17 protein-coding genes and 1 riboswitch are annotated in these 15661 nt (G+C 53.1%); of the genes, 6 read left to right on the top strand and 11 right to left on the bottom strand.

The window, feature by feature from the left end; all coding sequences use genetic code 11:
• Nucleotides 1-11 precede the first annotated feature (11 nt).
• The 3 genes from C2I18_RS13790 to C2I18_RS13780 all read left to right on the top strand — a co-directional run bounded on the left by C2I18_RS13790 (nt 12) and on the right by C2I18_RS13780 (nt 1942).
• Nucleotides 12-566 (top strand): PadR family transcriptional regulator, encoded by a 555-nt coding sequence (locus C2I18_RS13790; RefSeq protein WP_342760344.1) that lies wholly within the window; start codon nt 12-14, stop codon nt 564-566.
• 112 nt (nt 567-678) lie between these two features.
• Nucleotides 679-912, top strand: coding sequence for a hypothetical protein (locus C2I18_RS13785; RefSeq protein WP_249901708.1), 234 nt, complete (start codon nt 679-681; stop codon nt 910-912).
• Between the two features lie 52 nt (nt 913-964).
• Nucleotides 965-1942: an aldo/keto reductase gene (locus C2I18_RS13780; protein ID WP_481857908.1), complete on the top strand. Its 978-nt coding sequence runs from the start codon at nt 965-967 to the stop codon at nt 1940-1942.
• Nucleotides 1943-2030: 88 nt separating this feature from the next.
• On the opposite strand, the gene C2I18_RS13775 is transcribed toward C2I18_RS13780, so the two are convergent.
• From C2I18_RS13775 to C2I18_RS13760, 4 genes are all read right to left on the bottom strand, one after another.
• Nucleotides 2031-2852 carry a TasA family protein gene (locus C2I18_RS13775; RefSeq protein ID WP_249901707.1) on the bottom strand — a complete coding sequence of 274 codons (822 nt, stop codon included), beginning with the start codon at nt 2850-2852 and terminating at the stop codon, nt 2031-2033.
• 98 nt (nt 2853-2950) lie between these two features.
• On the bottom strand, nt 2951-3457 hold the full coding sequence (locus tag C2I18_RS13770; protein ID WP_249901706.1) for a TasA family protein: 507 nt from the start codon (nt 3455-3457) through the stop codon (nt 2951-2953).
• 86 nt (nt 3458-3543) lie between these two features.
• Nucleotides 3544-4140, bottom strand: a complete 597-nt coding sequence (locus C2I18_RS13765) for a signal peptidase I (protein ID WP_249901705.1) — start codon at nt 4138-4140, stop codon at nt 3544-3546.
• A gap of 18 nt (nt 4141-4158) precedes the next feature.
• Nucleotides 4159-5235, bottom strand: a complete 1077-nt coding sequence (locus tag C2I18_RS13760) for a hypothetical protein (RefSeq protein ID WP_249901704.1) — start codon at nt 5233-5235, stop codon at nt 4159-4161.
• A 438-nt stretch (nt 5236-5673) separates the two neighbouring features.
• Here C2I18_RS13760 and C2I18_RS13755 point away from each other — a divergent pair, with 438 nt between their 5' ends.
• Entirely contained in the window at nt 5674-6006 is a 333-nt protein-coding gene (locus C2I18_RS13755) for a helix-turn-helix domain-containing protein (protein WP_249901703.1), read from the top strand.
• Nucleotides 6007-6102: 96 nt separating this feature from the next.
• Here C2I18_RS13755 and C2I18_RS13750 read toward each other — a convergent pair whose 3' ends face one another.
• Nucleotides 6103-6255: an anti-repressor SinI family protein gene (locus tag C2I18_RS13750; protein WP_249901702.1), complete on the bottom strand. Its 153-nt coding sequence runs from the start codon at nt 6253-6255 to the stop codon at nt 6103-6105.
• Between the two features lie 28 nt (nt 6256-6283).
• A riboswitch (cyclic di-GMP riboswitch) is annotated at nt 6284-6368 on the bottom strand.
• Nucleotides 6369-6837: 469 nt separating this feature from the next.
• On the opposite strand from C2I18_RS13750, the gene C2I18_RS13745 reads away from it, so the two are divergent.
• Both C2I18_RS13745 and odhB read left to right on the top strand, forming a co-directional pair.
• Nucleotides 6838-9708: a 2-oxoglutarate dehydrogenase E1 component gene (locus tag C2I18_RS13745; protein WP_249901701.1), complete on the top strand. Its 2871-nt coding sequence runs from the start codon at nt 6838-6840 to the stop codon at nt 9706-9708.
• A gap of 53 nt (nt 9709-9761) precedes the next feature.
• Nucleotides 9762-11066 carry a 2-oxoglutarate dehydrogenase complex dihydrolipoyllysine-residue succinyltransferase gene (gene odhB, locus C2I18_RS13740; RefSeq protein WP_249901700.1) on the top strand — a complete coding sequence of 435 codons (1305 nt, stop codon included), beginning with the start codon at nt 9762-9764 and terminating at the stop codon, nt 11064-11066.
• 81 nt (nt 11067-11147) lie between these two features.
• On the opposite strand, the gene C2I18_RS13735 is transcribed toward odhB, so the two are convergent.
• From C2I18_RS13735 to C2I18_RS13710, 6 genes are all read right to left on the bottom strand, one after another.
• Entirely contained in the window at nt 11148-11291 is a 144-nt protein-coding gene (locus tag C2I18_RS13735) for a hypothetical protein (protein WP_249901699.1), read from the bottom strand.
• A gap of 417 nt (nt 11292-11708) precedes the next feature.
• Nucleotides 11709-12005, bottom strand: coding sequence for a hypothetical protein (locus tag C2I18_RS13730; protein ID WP_249901698.1), 297 nt, complete (start codon nt 12003-12005; stop codon nt 11709-11711).
• 91 nt (nt 12006-12096) lie between these two features.
• A complete protein-coding gene (locus C2I18_RS13725) occupies nt 12097-12372 on the bottom strand; it encodes a hypothetical protein (protein WP_249901697.1) in 276 nt (91 codons plus the stop codon).
• A gap of 175 nt (nt 12373-12547) precedes the next feature.
• The gene (locus C2I18_RS13720; RefSeq protein ID WP_249901696.1) at nt 12548-13510 is read right to left on the bottom strand and encodes a hypothetical protein; all 963 of its coding nucleotides are present in this window, start codon (nt 13508-13510) and stop codon (nt 12548-12550) included.
• Nucleotides 13471-14031, bottom strand: a complete 561-nt coding sequence (locus C2I18_RS13715; RefSeq protein WP_249901695.1) for an RNA polymerase sigma factor — start codon at nt 14029-14031, stop codon at nt 13471-13473. Before C2I18_RS13715 ends, C2I18_RS13720 begins: the two co-directional genes overlap by 40 nt.
• Before the next feature lie 255 nt (nt 14032-14286).
• A complete protein-coding gene (locus C2I18_RS13710) occupies nt 14287-15564 on the bottom strand; it encodes an L-lactate MFS transporter (RefSeq protein ID WP_249901694.1) in 1278 nt (425 codons plus the stop codon).
• Nucleotides 15565-15661 lie beyond the last annotated feature (97 nt).

The raw sequence follows: 15661 nt of genomic DNA, 5'->3' as shown, positions 1-15661 counted from the left end.
CCGGCATGTCCATGAAACTGGTAATCCTCGGCCTGCTGCTCGAGCGGGATATGCATCCCTATGAGATGATGCTGGTGATGAAGGAGCGCAGCTATGATCAGATGATGAAGCTGCAGATGGGCTCTTTATACTATGCTGTCGACAAGCTGGCACAGGAGGGGCATATTCATGCCACGGAGACCATATCCAGCAGCGACCGTCCGGACAAAACGATTTACCGGATCAGCGGCAAAGGAAAAGCATTGTTCGAGCAGCTTATTGTCCAGCAGATCAAGAAGACTGATCCTGTCTTTCACCCGCTTTACATGGCTCTGGCACTCTCAAGGCATATCGATCAGAGCAAAGTGGAGAAGCTGCTGGAGGAGCGGATCCGTGAGATCGAACATCAGGTCAACTACGCTTATCAGGTATACGAGGAGCATCGGTATGTTGTCCCCCGTTCGGCACTGCATTTAATGTACGGCAGATATGAGCACAGCCTGACTGAACTGAACTGGCTTAAACGGCTCCTAAAGGATGTTGCGGACCGCAAACTTAATGACTTTGGAACACCGCTTGATCTGTAAGGGGGCCCTTCGGGGCCTCTTTGCTGTTTAGCGGGTCAGTAATCCGTTTATTAACGAGCAAACCGCAACTTCTGTCAGACAGACCAATCCAACATGAAAGCGAGGAATACACATGAACAGCGATAAGGACAACAAACTCAAGGACAACAATTTACAGGATAATAACCGGGACCATCCCGAGCAGTATCCGACAGAGAACCCCAGCCTGTTCGATATGCATGAAAGCGAGCAGCATGTCGATCCGATTCCGATGGAGGATTTGAAGCTTGAGCAGGAGGAAGAGAAGGACAAGGAAGGCACTAAACACCGCTCCTCCAGTGACAAGAAGTACCATACCGGCTTCTAAGAGTGTACAATATCCCTGAAAGCCGTAATCATTTTGCCACGGAGGGATGATATTGCTGAAAACGCTGCCACTCAACACACGCGGAATTCCCGCCAGCCGCATTGCCCTGGGCTGCATGGGGCTGGGCGGAGGCTGGGACCGCGAGCCGGTTACCGCTGACAACGTCAGACAGGGACATGAGGCACTGGATGCCGCACTGTCCATTGGAATCAACTTTTTTGACCATGCCGATATTTACACCCGCGGTAAGGCCGAGAAGGTATTCGGGCAAATCTTTAAGGAGCGCCCCGGTCTGCGGGAAGAGATGATTATTCAGTCCAAGTGCGGCATCAAGCTGATTGAACCGGGGGATACCAGCAACACCTTTGATATCTCCAGGGAGCATATCCTCAACAGTGTTGACGGTACCTTGTCACGGCTGGGGACAGAATACATTGATATTCTGCTGCTGCACCGGCCTGATCCGCTGATGGACCCTGAAGAGATTGCCGAGGCGCTGCATCAGCTCAAAGCCTCCGGCAAGGTGCGCCATTTTGGGGTCTCCAACATGAGCGCCGCCCAGATCCGGCTGCTGCAGCACTACTGCGAAGAACCCTTCATTGTCAATCAGCTGCATATGAGCCTGGCCAAGATCAGCTGGCTTGATGCCATGGTCAGCGTGAACCGTGAGCCCTGGAAGGACATTACCTTCCCGGAAGGAACGGTGGAACACTGCCGTATGGAGAATATCCAGCTGCAGGCATGGGGGCCGCTGGCCCAGGGAATGTTCAGCGGGCGTTCGCTGGAAGGCCAGCCGGAGAGTGTGGTGAACACTGCAGCGATGGTTCAATTCCTGGCTGAGCAGAAGGGGACTACACGTGAATCCATTGTATTGGCTTGGCTGATGACTCATCCGGCGGCCATCCAGCCCGTTATCGGCACAGTCAATCCGCAGCGGATTAAAGCCTGCGGCGGGGCGGACAAGGTGGAGCTTACCCGTAAGGAATGGTACGAGCTGTACATCAGCTCACGCGGAGAGAAGCTGCCGTAAGCGGACAGGCCGGATTCCGCCTCATCACGAAAAGCGCCATCTTCCGGTTCAAATAACCGGAGATGGCGCTTTTGTATGCGGAATGCCTTTAGTTATTTTTCACCTGTTCAAAGCTGCTTTTGAAGGTGAAATTCACCGATTTGCCCTGCAATGTATCATTATCAAACGCCAGGCCGGCATCATCGACAAAGGTAACATTATACGCAAGATGCATCGTCTTTTTGGCAGGAAGGATCAGGTTGGGCAGGTTGGCATCACGGCCGGCACCGCCGTTGTAGAGATCCTTAAGGGTACCTACATAGGCATCGGACACGCCAACCCGGACCGGCTGTCCGTTATTGTCCACCTCGTACGTCCAGTCGAGCACAGTTTCTCTGGCAATGGCGAAGGCTTCCTGTCCGCTGCGTGCTAGTGCCTTCATAAAGCCCGGGCCGTTGATCAATGATTTGAACAGCCGATCCGCAGCTTCGTTCACTTCATTGAGGGCATCGGCGTTCAGTGTTACACCATCCGGTGCAGCCAGCGCCGCTACAGTAACCACCGCCTGCTCGCCAAAAGCTAGCGCATCCGCCTGCTGTGCAGCCGTTCCTTCCGGAATAGCCAACAAGTCGGTTAATTTGGCATCCAAGGTTCCGGTATTCTTGATCAGCATCGCACGGGTATGGGTATCTTTAGGTGCCCACAGTCCGGTTCCCATACGTCCGGCATCGGAATCATCGGTATAGAACATCGGGCCTTCAACCGGCACGTCATTACGGTGGGTGCTCAAGGACAGCGTTCCGGAAGCAAAAGTATTGCCTGTGCTTTGAGCCGAGCTGGTGAACAGGGCATAAGTGCCCCCGCCGATCGCGGCGCAGAGCAGAACAATGGAGGAAATTGCGGTAATAAGCATCTTTCTCTTTTTCATCATTTTAATAGCTCTCCTTAGTAAAAAGGGGGCCTCTGCCCCCTTTAAATGATTTATGGTGTGGAAGGAAATGGACTATGGCTGTTTTGCCTTCTCTGAATTTAATTGTTTTTGGTCTGTTCTGCCTCTACCTTAATGCTGGCTGTTCCCTTTTTGCCCTGATATTCGTTACCGGCATCTTTCGGGAATTCCACTTTGACATAGACGGTTTCCGAGCCGCCAACGGCCAGGACACGGTCATTAACAGGAAGCGGTACAGTTCCGGCCGCATCAGCGTACGCTGAAATCACAAGCGGGTGTGCACCTGTTCCAAGGTCGCCGCCTACCGCCAGGGCAAGGTCATAACGCAGCTCAAGCGTACCTTTGTTGGATACAACAACCGGCTGAATCTCAGAGTCTCCCGGCGCCCAGTTTATGATGGTGAAATAGCCGACTGCCAGCTTGCCGTCCGGTTTATCGATATCAACCTTCAATGTGCCCGCTGCAAAGGTATTGCCTGTATTTTGTGCGGAGCTTGTAAAGATCGCGAAGGATCCTCCGGCAATTAAAGTTGCACCCAGTGCAGTAGTTGCCATTGCCATTGCCATTGTTTTCTTGAGATTCGTCATTGTAATTTGTCTCCTCCTGATCTCCATTTTTGGAGAATTAATATGGAATATTTATTGAATCTTCCCTAACTGCATTAGAGGAAGCATCAACCGTTCGTTACAGGCGGAGATTCAACGGGCACGATTTGCGGCTCCGCAGAATCATCCATGCGCATGATCGATTTAAAGACCGTAATAATGGACGAGATCACCAGGTAAAGTCCCGGGATGATCATGACAATGATGATGCCGGCGGTCGATTTCACCCAGTTCATGAAATAACCGACCAAAGGAACCGTAAAATCAGCGTAGCTTGCAATCACATTTCCTGCAGGAATCGGCGCCGGGTCCTGTGCGTCGTTATTATCGCCTTTGGTGATATAGGCCAGCGATGGCCCTTCTCCGCTTACACTTACAACCCGGTGGGTGATCAGGCTGCCTGATCCGTCGAGCGCCTGGTAAGTAATTACATCCCCCGGTTTAAAGGCACCCTGCTGTTCCTCGCCTCTAACCGGATTAACCGCAATGACTGCACCGGTCTTGATCCCGGGTTCCATGGAACCGGACAGGACAGTCAGGATTTCTTTGCCCAGAATCTTGGGCTTTCCGCCGTTGATCCGGCTGGTTACTGCTGAGACCAGCAGAAGCAGAAACATCAGTATCAGAACATACATAAGCACATTACGGGTCCATTTGAGTATCACTTTGAGGCATCTCCTTATTTAAAATACGTTTTGTTGTTGTCCTATCTTTACGGATATTCCTTCAGCATTATTGTCCGCAGCCGGTACATCCGGCTCTGCAGGCAGCTGCACATCCGGCTGCGTCTTCTCCTCAGCTTCGAGCTTCGCTTTCTCTTCGGCTTCGAGCTTCGCTTTCTCCTCGGCTTCGAGCTTCGCTTTCTTCTCGGCTTCGAGCTTCGCCTTCTCCTCGGCTTCGAGTTTCGCCTTCTCCTCGGCTTCGAGCTTCGCCTTCTCCTCAGCTTCGAGCTTCGCCTTCTCCTCAGCTTCGAGCTTCGCCTTCTCCTCGGCTTCGAGCTTCGCTTTCTCCTCAGCTTCGAGCTTTGCTTTCGCCTCGGCTGCTTTCAGTTTCAGCAGGGTATCCGCTGCCTGCCCATACAGCCCTGCAGCTTCCTCTGCATAGCCGCCAGCCTGTTCGGACGCTGTTAACGCCTGCTGGTATGCGGCCTGAACGTAAGCATCGACCCGCATAATGGAGGCCAGCTTCCGCACCATCTCCTGAAATTCGCTTATGGTCAGATTGCTCTGAATCAACAGATTCTCAAATGTCGTATTATCGTTGTTTTGCGCAGCAGTTAATTGTTCAAAGCTGATTCCGGAAGGTGAAAGCCTCTGGTTAATTTCATCCCTTTGCCAGGCCAGCTCCTGCTGCGAACGGGAAGCGTAGCTTTCAAGCCGGGCAAGCAATTCTGCTGCTGAAGCGGCAGCACCGCGTGCCTGATCGGCGGCATCTTCAATGCCCAGTGCAAGTGTCTCTGCAGTATCGGAATCCATAATGCTATCCGCCATGCCGGCCAATGCTTCACGCACCCCGTCACGCTGCAGGGCAGCACGGTTCATTGCTTCACTGGCCTGATCCGCGATTCTGTCCACAGTGCTCGGGAAAACAAAGGCACTCGCAATACCGGATTCCTCCGTAACACTGCTGGTGAGCAGAGCGTACGTCGGTGCAGTGATCTGACTGATGCCATACGCAGAGATCACCACAATTCCGGCAAGCTGGGGAAGGATATACCGGCGGCGGCTGTTTCTTTTACGGGAGGTTCGTGAAAGCCTCACAAGAGTCTCTCCTTTGGTTGTCCGCAGGACTCCCTGCAGACAAATTCATCTATCAACCCTGTGCTGATCAGTCTTTATGACGAACAATTATCGTTCGTTATTAAGAACCTTGGCATAAGTATATGCCAGCTATCCTGAAAATTTAAAATCCCATTTCACAGTGATATTCGTTATAAAGAACAAATTAGCCGCTATCTGCTCCGTTTTCCTTCCTTTTTCTTAAGATATCGTACTTTTTAAAGAACATTCCTCAAATAAGAGTTAAAACAATGACGATCTGAAAAGGATTAGAACAAGCGGAAATACGCGAAGTCAACTATTGTGACACGCTGCCGGATTAACCGTTAATTCTGATGGATTTGTGCTTTGTCCGGGGTATGGTTATTTGTTATACTGTTATAAAAAAGTGCGGAGGGCGTAGTCATCGTGCCAGATAATATGGGAAGTCGCATTCACCGCCTCCGTCTGGAGAAAGGCTTGTCATTATCGGAGCTGGCGGACAAAGCTGATGTGGCGAAATCATACTTAAGCAATGTGGAAAGAAATATTCAATCCAACCCCTCTATTCAATTCATTGAAAAAATCGCCGACGCGCTTCAGGTATCCATCCATGTCCTGCTCTACGGCGAGCCTGCTGATGTCCAGGAATCGTCTCTCGACGGAGAATGGTTCCGTCTCGTACAGGAAGCTATGGCTTCAGGGATAAGCAAGCGGGAATTCAAGGAGTTTCTGGACTATCAAAAGTGGCGGCTGGATCAGAAGGATTCATGAGCAGCACTGGTGCTGCGCACAGAAAAGGGCATGGCGGTCATCCGCCATGCCCTTTTCCTGCATTATGTACAACCGGTCTGCTCAAGAATTGCCCCGCTACATCGCCTGCAGCATCTTTTCGTTGAAAAACTGGCGGATCTCATCTGCCTTGATGCCCGCATTTCTTGCCGACATCAATAAATAGACCCATTCCAAATCAAGCTCAGCTGTCTGCAGTTCTCCGTTGTCCCCCTGGTTGGACTTATCCAAGAAATCTCCTCCTAAGATTTTCACGTCCCCAGGCAGTCCGGCCGTCGTAGTATTGCTACATTAGACCCGAGACTTTGTGCCCCTGCCTTTCAGCAGGTTTACCCTTTACTGGATCCTTCATATGAAAGGATCTGCTATAAATTCATGAAACCGCTATCTGCAATAACATTATATAATGACGGTCAAAAAAAGTGTGTCGTTTTATGGAACTATTATATGATTTTAACTGAAAAATCCTGGCTAAATTTGCAGGCAGCTTGTCTAAATCTCACGAATGGTTTAATTATATTATGTCCTTACACCTATGTATGAGGAAGGAGTTATTCTAAATGTGCAGTTTATAGAATAAATTACCCAGGTCTGCGGGCGTGAAATCAGAATTGTGCCGAATCATAATAGTTACGTATGAATAATGGACTGAATCATACCTTTTTGCGATTGGAATAAACACAAGTATGAATTGATTACAGGCCTTGAAAGTAGCACAATAGGATGAGGAATGAAACCGCAAACATCGCAGCTCCACCAAGTGCCGACACGATATTGGCGCGAGTGGGGTTCATCCGTTAGGAGGATGTATTCATGGCAGCCAAAGAACCCTATAATGAATCCGTTTGGAGCAAGTATTACGGACCGAATTTGGGCTACATTCAAGAAATGTATGAGCAGTTTCTGAAGGATCCTTTTTCAGTAGAAAAAAATTACCGCGATCTGTTTACCATCTCCGGCCCTCCTCCACTGGAACCGGATACCGTGCAGGCACCGCAGCCTGCAATTTCAGGAAACACAGAATGGCTCAGAAAAGCCGTCAGAGCTTCCAAGCTGATCGCCAACATTCGCATACATGGCCATATGGCCGCCAACATTGATCCACTGGAACGCGCCGAAAAGAACCCCATGGCTAAATGGCTGGAATACGAAACCTATGATCTGACCCGTGAAGACCTGATTGCCCTTCCGGCCTCACTGATCTGGGAGAACGCCCCTGATGATGTCCATACCGCCTGGGATGCCGTTCACCGGATGCGCCAGGCCTACACACAGACCATTGCTTATGAATTCGGGCATGTACGCGACGAGCAGGAGCTGCGCTGGCTGAACAGCCAGGCGGAGTCCACAAGCTCCCCGGCACCCTTGAACAATACCGAGCGCAAAGAGCTGCTGAACCGGCTGATCCAGGTGGAACAATTCGAAACCTTCCTCCACAAAACCTTCGTCGGCCAGAAACGCTTCAGTATAGAAGGCAACGACGCGCTTGTGCCGATGCTGGATGAAATCGTGCGTGCCGCCGCACATGACGGTGCCGAGCACATTCTCATGGGGATGGCCCACCGCGGACGCCTGAACGTGCTGGCGCATATTTTAGGTAAACCTTATGATATTATTTTCTCGGAATTCCATCATTCGCCGAACAAGGAGCTGTTCCCTTCCGAGGGCTCCATGGGCATCAACTACGGCTGGACCGGGGATGTCAAATATCATCTTGGCGCTGACCGCGCTGTCCGCGAAGGCGAGACGGTCCGCACCCGTATCACGCTGGCCAATAACCCGAGCCATCTGGAGTTCGTTAACCCTGTAGTCGAAGGCTTCACACGTGCCGCCCAAGAGGACCGCAGCGCACCAGGCCTGCCTAAGCTGGACACAAGCAAAGCCATGGCTGTGCTGATGCACGGGGATGCCGCCTTCCCTGGTGAAGGCATTGTCGCAGAAACACTTAATATCAGCAAACTGAAAGGTTATCAGAACGGCGGCACGGTGCATATTATCGTCAATAACCGGATCGGATTCACGACCGAAAGCGAAGATTCCCGCTCCACCCATTATGCGAGCGACCTGGCCAAAGGTTATGAAATCCCGATCGTCCATGTGAATGCCGATGATCCCGAAGCCTGCATTGCAGCTGTCCGTCTTGCCTGTGCCTACCGCAACCTGTTCAAAAAGGATTTCCTGATCGACCTGATCGGCTACCGCCGCCACGGCCACAATGAGATGGATGATCCCGAAACGACGCAGCCGCTCGTATACAGCAAGGTCAAAAATCACCCTACCGTATACAGAGTGTACGCTGAACGCCTGCAGCGCGAGAAGGTTCTCACAGCGGAAGATGTCGGCAAAATGCTCAGTGAATCGGAAAGCGTTCTGCAGAAGGCTTTTGATATCATGAAGGACGGCAAGCACAAAAACGGGGAATCCAAAACTGCGGTTCCGCTGGATGCGGATTCCGGTGCACAGCGCACAACAGCTGTACCGCTGACCAGCCTGCAGGAGATTAACCGTGAACTGCTGTCTGTGCCGGATGGATTCAAGGTCTATCCGAAGCTGGAGCGGATTCTGCAGCGCCGCAAGGATGCCCTGAATGACGGCGAACGGGTGGACTGGGCTCTGGCGGAAGCGCTGGCTTTCTCCTCGATCCTGAAAGACGGTACGCCGATCCGGCTCAGCGGCCAGGATTCCCAGCGCGGCACTTTTGCACACCGCCATCTCGTCCTGCATGACAGCGAGACCGGAGATTTGTTCTCTCCGATGCATCAGCTCAAGGATTCCAAAGCCTCCTTCGGCGTATACAACAGCCCGCTGTCGGAAGCCTCGGTCCTCGGCTACGAGTACGGATATAACGTGTTTGCTCCGGAGACGTTTGTCCTCTGGGAAGCACAGTACGGCGATTTCGCCAATGCAGCGCAGGTCATTTTCGACCAGTTCATCGCTGCCGGCCGTGCCAAATGGACACAGCGCAGCAATCTGACCATCCTCCTGCCTCACGGCTACGAGGGCCAGGGCCCTGAGCACTCCAGCGGTAGGCTGGAGCGGTTCCTGCAGCTGTCAGCAGAGGAGAACTGGACGGTAGCCAATTTGACCAGTGCCGCCCAGTACTTCCATCTGCTGCGCCGCCAGGCAGCCCTGTGCGGTGAGCCCGATGCCCGGCCGCTGGTGATTATGGCGCCGAAGAGCCTGATCCGCAATACCCGCAGCACTTCACCGGCAACCGAGCTTGCCTCCGGCAGCTTCCAGGCAGTACTTCCGGATCCGCTTCTGGGCGGCAATCCGGGTGAAGTGAAGCGGCTGGTCGTATGCAGCGGCAAGGTGGCGATTGATCTCCAGACCGAGCTTGAAGCAGGACGCGGCAAAGACTGGTCGTGGCTGCACATTCTCCGCCTGGAGCAGCTGTACCCGTTCCCGGAACGGGAGCTGGCTGCCCACCTCAGCTCCTTCCGTTCCCTGGAGGAGATTGTCTGGGTACAGGAAGAGCCGAAGAACATGGGCGGCTGGAGCTATACCGAACCGCGCCTGCGCGCCATCGCCCCGCAGAATGTTACGGTGAAATACATCGGCCGTCCGGAACGCTCCAGCCCGGCCAGCGGTTATGCCGACGTTCATACTTTCGAGCAGCGTAGAATTGTTACAGAAGCCCTGAAGTCCAATTCACAAGTACAAGCGGCTGTACCGTCCTCCTGAAGGGGGACGGTGTCACGATAGCGTTAACCAATATATTTGGGGAGGTAACAGCTGTGTCCGAAATCAAAGTACCCGATCTGGGCGAATCCATTTCTGAAGGAACGATTTACAAATGGCTGGTTAAAGAAGGCGACACCGTCGGCATGGGGGATGTGCTGGCAGAGCTTGAAACCGACAAGGTCAATCTTGAAATCAGCGCCGAGGAGGATGGCGTCATCTCCTCCATCCTGCGCCAGGCCGGCGAGAATGTAGCCGTTGGCGAAGCCATCGGCATCATCAGCGCAGGCGAAGGCGGAGCCGCCGGGGGCAGCAAGCCCGAGGCGGCAGAATCTGCCGGCAGCGCGGCTCCGGCCGCCGCTGCACCGGCACCTGCAGCGGCAGCGTCTCCTGCCGCTGCTCCCTCAGCCGCTCCCGAAGGCGCGGCTGCAGGCACTGCGGCCCTGGCTACGCCGGGGGCGCGCAAGCTTGCACGGGAGCGGGGCATCGACCTCGGCGAGGTCTCTGCCCGCGACCCTATCGGCCGGATTGGCCAGGCCGATGTGAACGGCCATGGCGCAGCCGGCCAGGGGGCCGCTGCGCCGGCAGCTCCGGCGCCGCAGGCGAAGCCTGAGCCGGCGAAGGCAGCTGCGGCGGGCAAAGCGCCGCAGGAGGACGGCAAAGCCGTCGAGCGCAAGCGCATGTCGCGCAGACGGCTGACCATTGCCAGCCGCCTCGTCGAAGCGCAGCAGAGCGCGGCTATGCTGACCACCTTCAACGAGGTGGACATGACGGCCATTCTCGACATCCGCAAACGCCGCAAGGATGGCTTCAAAGAGAAGCACGATGTCGGACTCGGCTTCATGTCCTTCTTCACCAAGGCGGTGATCGGCGCGCTCAAAGCCTATCCGCTGCTGAACGCCGAGATCGACGGCGAGGATCTGCTGATCAAGAAATACTATGACATCGGCATTGCCGTTGCGGCCAAGGAAGGGCTGGTTGTGCCGGTTGTCCGCGATGCAGACCGGCTCAGCTTCCCTGAAATTGAACGACGGATCGGCGAGCTGGCCTCCAAGGCGAGGGCCAATACGCTCAGCCTGCCGGAGCTTCAGGGCGGAACCTTCACGATTACTAACGGCGGCGTATTCGGCTCTCTGCTCTCTACGCCAATCCTTAATACACCGCAGGTCGGAATCCTCGGCATGCACAAAATCCAGCTGCGCCCGATCGCCCTGGACGAAGAAACAACTGTTAACCGTCCGATGATGTATATTGCGCTGTCTTACGATCACCGGATTGTTGACGGTTCGGAAGCCGTGAGCTTCCTAGTCAAGGTCAAGGAGCTGCTGGAAGATCCGGAAGCGCTGCTGCTGGAAGGCTAACTGGCTGCTTTACTGACTTATTCATTATTCACAATTAAAAGAGGGATAAAAGGACATCTGTATTGTCCTTTTATCCCTCTTTCAGTTCAGCACCAGAACCGGAGAAAGCTGATCTATAACGTTTTTCTGCAAGTATAGAGGCGTGGTGATGAAGTCTGCAATGGTGGGAGGGCTACGGCGCTTGCTACAGAGCTTAATTGGATTTCCTCCACCTAATTTAATCATTTTCCCTTATGTATAAGCTTTAGTGGGAAATTCTCCTGCTATTCGGACGGATAATGGCCTTTGGTGACTCATTCCGTCCATTTAAGTGGAGTTTTTCCGACTAGTATTGTAATCCCGCTAGTTACCGGAGAATTATAGGGAGAAAATCCACTTAATTTAACCGTTACACGCTCACCGAGACAGTTTTCCACAACACCGCTAATTAAAAGGCAGCACAAAATGCAATGGAACAGAATCGAGCTTTCATTGAATACTATTTGAATGAGCATGCATATCCGGTAAATAGATACTATTGCGCATACCCGGCTTAATAAAATGGTCTGAATAACCCCCTCAATCATCCACCTTTCATTCCAGCCATAGCCGTGTACCATACTACCTGCAACCAAAGGTAACTCTACCCTTCATTCCATCCTTTTACTCACAAAGCTCCCAACCAATGGTACTTCTACCCTTCATTCCAGCCTTTTGCCCACAAAGCTCAAAATCAAAGGTACTTCTGCCCCTCATTCCAGCCTTTTGCCCATAAAGCTCAAAAACAAAGGTACTTCTACCCTTCATTCCAGCCATTTGCCCATAAAGCTCAAAATCAAAGGTACTTCTACCCTTCATTCCAGCCTTTTGCCAACAAAGCTCAAAATCAAAGGTACTTCTACCTTTCATTCCAGCCTTTTGCCCACAAAACTCTGAATCAAAGGCATTTCTACCTTTCATTCCAGCCTTTTGCCCACAAAGCTCAAAATCAAAGACATTTCTGCCTCACATTCCTGACATTCCTCGAGGGGGCGCTATAGAGCGAGGGATGCTATAGAACGAGAGCCGCTGTAGAGAGAGAGCCGCTGTAGAGAGAGAGAGCCGCTGTAGAGAGAGAGCCGCTGTAGAGCAAGGGGCGCCATAAATGATAAATGGTCGCTGCAGACGAGATGAACCCATGCTCAGCAGCATCAATCCGGCACTCAGTCCAATCTCTTCCCACCCTCACCGCGCCCCGGCCTACAGTCCACTCCCTTCCCACCGTCACCGCACCCCGGCCTACAGTCCACTCCCCTCCCACCGTCACATCACCTCGGCTACAGTCCACTCCCCTTCCCACCGCCACCGCCCCCCGGCCTACAGTCCACTCCCCTCCCACCGTCCCGCACCCTTGCCTACAATCCACTCCCTCCCCAACCTCACCACACCCCGGCCTACTGTCCGTTCCTTTCCACCCTCACCGCACCCAGGCACAGTCCACTCCCTTCCCACCGCGCCCCGGCCTACAGTCCGCCCCGGATCAGATCGCCCGCCAGCTCCAGCAGCTGACCCTTAGTCAGTTCCCGGTCACCGTAGGTGGATAGTGTGTAATAGGCATCCTGCTTCTCGTTGTACCAGTTCAGGTAATGGTAGCCGGTTTCCGGCCGGATCACTTGATTGTAAACGACTTCTCTGCCTTCCACTTTAACCTTGGTCACGGTATGGTCCGGCTGCTGCAGCACCTGCATGAAGCCGCCGTTCAGCAGGCTGGCTGAGATTCCAACCATCGCTCCGTCCTTGGTATAAGTGGCGTTAATCCCTCCTGCCTCTGTCCAAGGCACCGCCTTCATGAACATCCCGGAGTCTGCGGACGCCTTCGCCCGTCCCTTCAGTTCTTCAAGTGTCTCCTGGTACAGCACGGCGCTGTCCACTTCCTCTGCATTGGGATAACGCGCATATACAGAGCCGTATTCAAAGCTGTAATCCCCGGCTGTTCCGGGAAGCAGAGGCGCCCCGGTCCGTTTAATCTCTTCCAGGAATACAGAATAATCAGTCAGCCTTTGCTCCTTAAAGGCGAACCGCAGCGGAGCCTCCGTGTCTCCTGAACCTGCGGCATAATAAGCGATCATTTGGCCCGGCTCGGCAAAACGCAGGGCTTTATGCATATACTTGTCCTCGGCTCCTCCGCCCGGCAGCACCGGATCCGGTGCAGTGTGCTGCACCTTGACTGTGCCGGCTGCATTGCGGATCTGGATATATTCCGAGGCAGCGTAAGCCGTTACAGCAACCAGCAGCAGCATAACCATCATTCCTGAAAATGCGGCTGTTTTACCGGCAAACCGGATCCCCCGCGTGTTCTGGCGATGATCCATCGCCCGTAAACGGGCCATCACCCGCCCCGTCACTTCAATGGCAGGCAACCGCCCCTCGGGAAGTGCTGCTGCTTTTATATCTTCGTACTCATTATGGATTCCGGTTCGTTCCAAGATATCCCCTCCTCTGACATAATCGTCTCCCTTACTTTCCGCTTGATCCGCTCCATCCGCTTGTGCAGCGCATTGGGGCTGATGTTCAGAATTTGGCTCATTTCCAGAAATGTCAGCTCTTCAAATACCCGCAGAACAAGGATGTTCCGCTCCTCCAAGGTAAGCTTATCCAGCGCCAGCTCAAGAGAGGGACTGTACAACCGCTCTTCCAATGTCTGTTCAGCGCTTGCAGCCAGTGTCTCCGGCCGGAATATCCGCATGACATGCCTCTGCAGCCGGCGCCTGCGCAGCAGATTGAGACAATGGTTGCAGGCAATCTTGTACAGCCAGGCCGAGAAGCCCGCATCAGGCTTATATTGCCCGAGAGACTGGTAAGCTTTGACCAAGATGTCCTGGACTGCATCTTCGGCATCCTGCCTGTTCCCGAGCAGACGGCAGCAGTAGCGGTAGACCGGCTGCTGAAAGCTTTCAGCGATAAAAGCAAACTGCCCGGTGTCCCCGTTTTGCACACTGAGAATCACAGCTTCTACTTGCTGTTTATCAGGTAAATTCTCCTGTTTCGTCGCCAACAGCTCCTTTCTTCGGTTTGTATATCTCTATAACACCTCAACATGGCAAAAAAGTGCCCCCTCCGGCTGTTAATCTTCATAATAAACAACCAAAACAAGCAAATGGACACCGGAAGCCCCGGGGCTTCACGATGTCCATTTGCTGTGCTTGCATCAAGCTCTCTGTATTTTATTGTAGTTGCTAAGCCGACACTTTTCTATATTGGGTTAAGCCATGCGTCCAAAAGGCTTCAGGCTCATTTCCTTTTCTTTGGCCTGCTTTTGTCCCGGCGGCTTCAGGGATATGGCGAGAATACAGGACAGAATACACAATCCGCCGAAGACGATAAAGGTCGGCTGGAACCCGCCCAGGAAAGCGGCGATAAAGGATCCGGACAGTGCGCCGATGCCAAAGCCCTGATAGACTACACCGTAATTCTTGCTGTGGTTCTTCAGTCCGAAGAAATCACTGACAATTGCCGGAAAGACCGTAATATTACCTCCGAAGCAAAATGCAATCGCAGCTACACAGGTGAAGAACAGGCCGTAGCTAAGATCCGCGAAGCTGAGCGTCAGCATTGCTGCAGCAGTGACTGCCAGCGTAAGGCTGACCAGCGTGAGACGGTTCATCCGGTCGGATAATGCACCAAGCACGAGCCTGCCTGCCGTGTTGAAGATCGCAATCATCGCTACAGCATTGGCTGCTGTCCCTGCATCCAGACCGGCAAGCGTTACCCCGATATCCTTGACGATCCCGATCAGGTACAGGCCGCTCATACAGGCTGTGAAGAAAATAACGAACAGCAGATACGCTTCTTTGGTATGCAGCATTTCTTTTACTGTATAATCCTTCACCGGAATGCCTGTTTTGGCCGCAGCAGCAGATTGTGCCGGCTGTGTTTCACCTTGTGCTGAACTCCCGGCGGACACTGCTGCCGGAGCTTCTCTGACCAGCAGGGAACCGGTAACCACCATGACCATAACAATCATGCCCCAGTACAGGAAGGTGTCCGACACCCCTGCAGACTCAATCAGGCTGCCGTTAATATACTTGAAGACCAGGCTGCCTGTGCCGTAAGCGCCGACGGATACGCCGGAGATAAGTCCTTTGTGCTTCGGAAACCACTTAATCAGATTGGACAGGGAAGTAATATAGGCCGTTCCGTCAGCATAACCGACGACTACGCCGGCCAGCAGATAGAACATCGGAAGAGAGCTGGCCTGAGAACTGAGCATCAGACCCAGTCCCAGCATAATTCCGGCAGAAGCAGTCAGCTTGCGCAGGCCTATCTTGTCCTGAAGCTTTCCTGCAAACAACGTGGCGAAGGCCAGGGCAAAGCTGGTGATTGAAAACGTTATCGAAACAGCACTGAGCTCCCAGCCGAATTTGCTGACAAGCTGGGCATTAAATAAACTCCAGGTATAAATTGTGCCAAGTCCCATTTGCATAATTACCGTACCTAGTACGATCATCCAGCGTTTGCTGGCGGCCGAAGTCGTAGTCATGGGGTCATTCCCTCTTTCTCTCAGGATTCGCTGCAAGGGCTTTCTTTGCCTCTTTATTGTAGCGAATCCGGGCTTTGCTGAGAGAAATCCGGAACGA

Source organism: Paenibacillus sp. PK3_47 (genome assembly GCF_023520895.1).
Lineage (GTDB): Bacteria > Bacillota > Bacilli > Paenibacillales > Paenibacillaceae > Paenibacillus_AQ.
The sequence above is the reverse complement of the archived record's forward strand: the minus strand, read 5'-3'. Positions and strand labels throughout refer to the sequence as shown.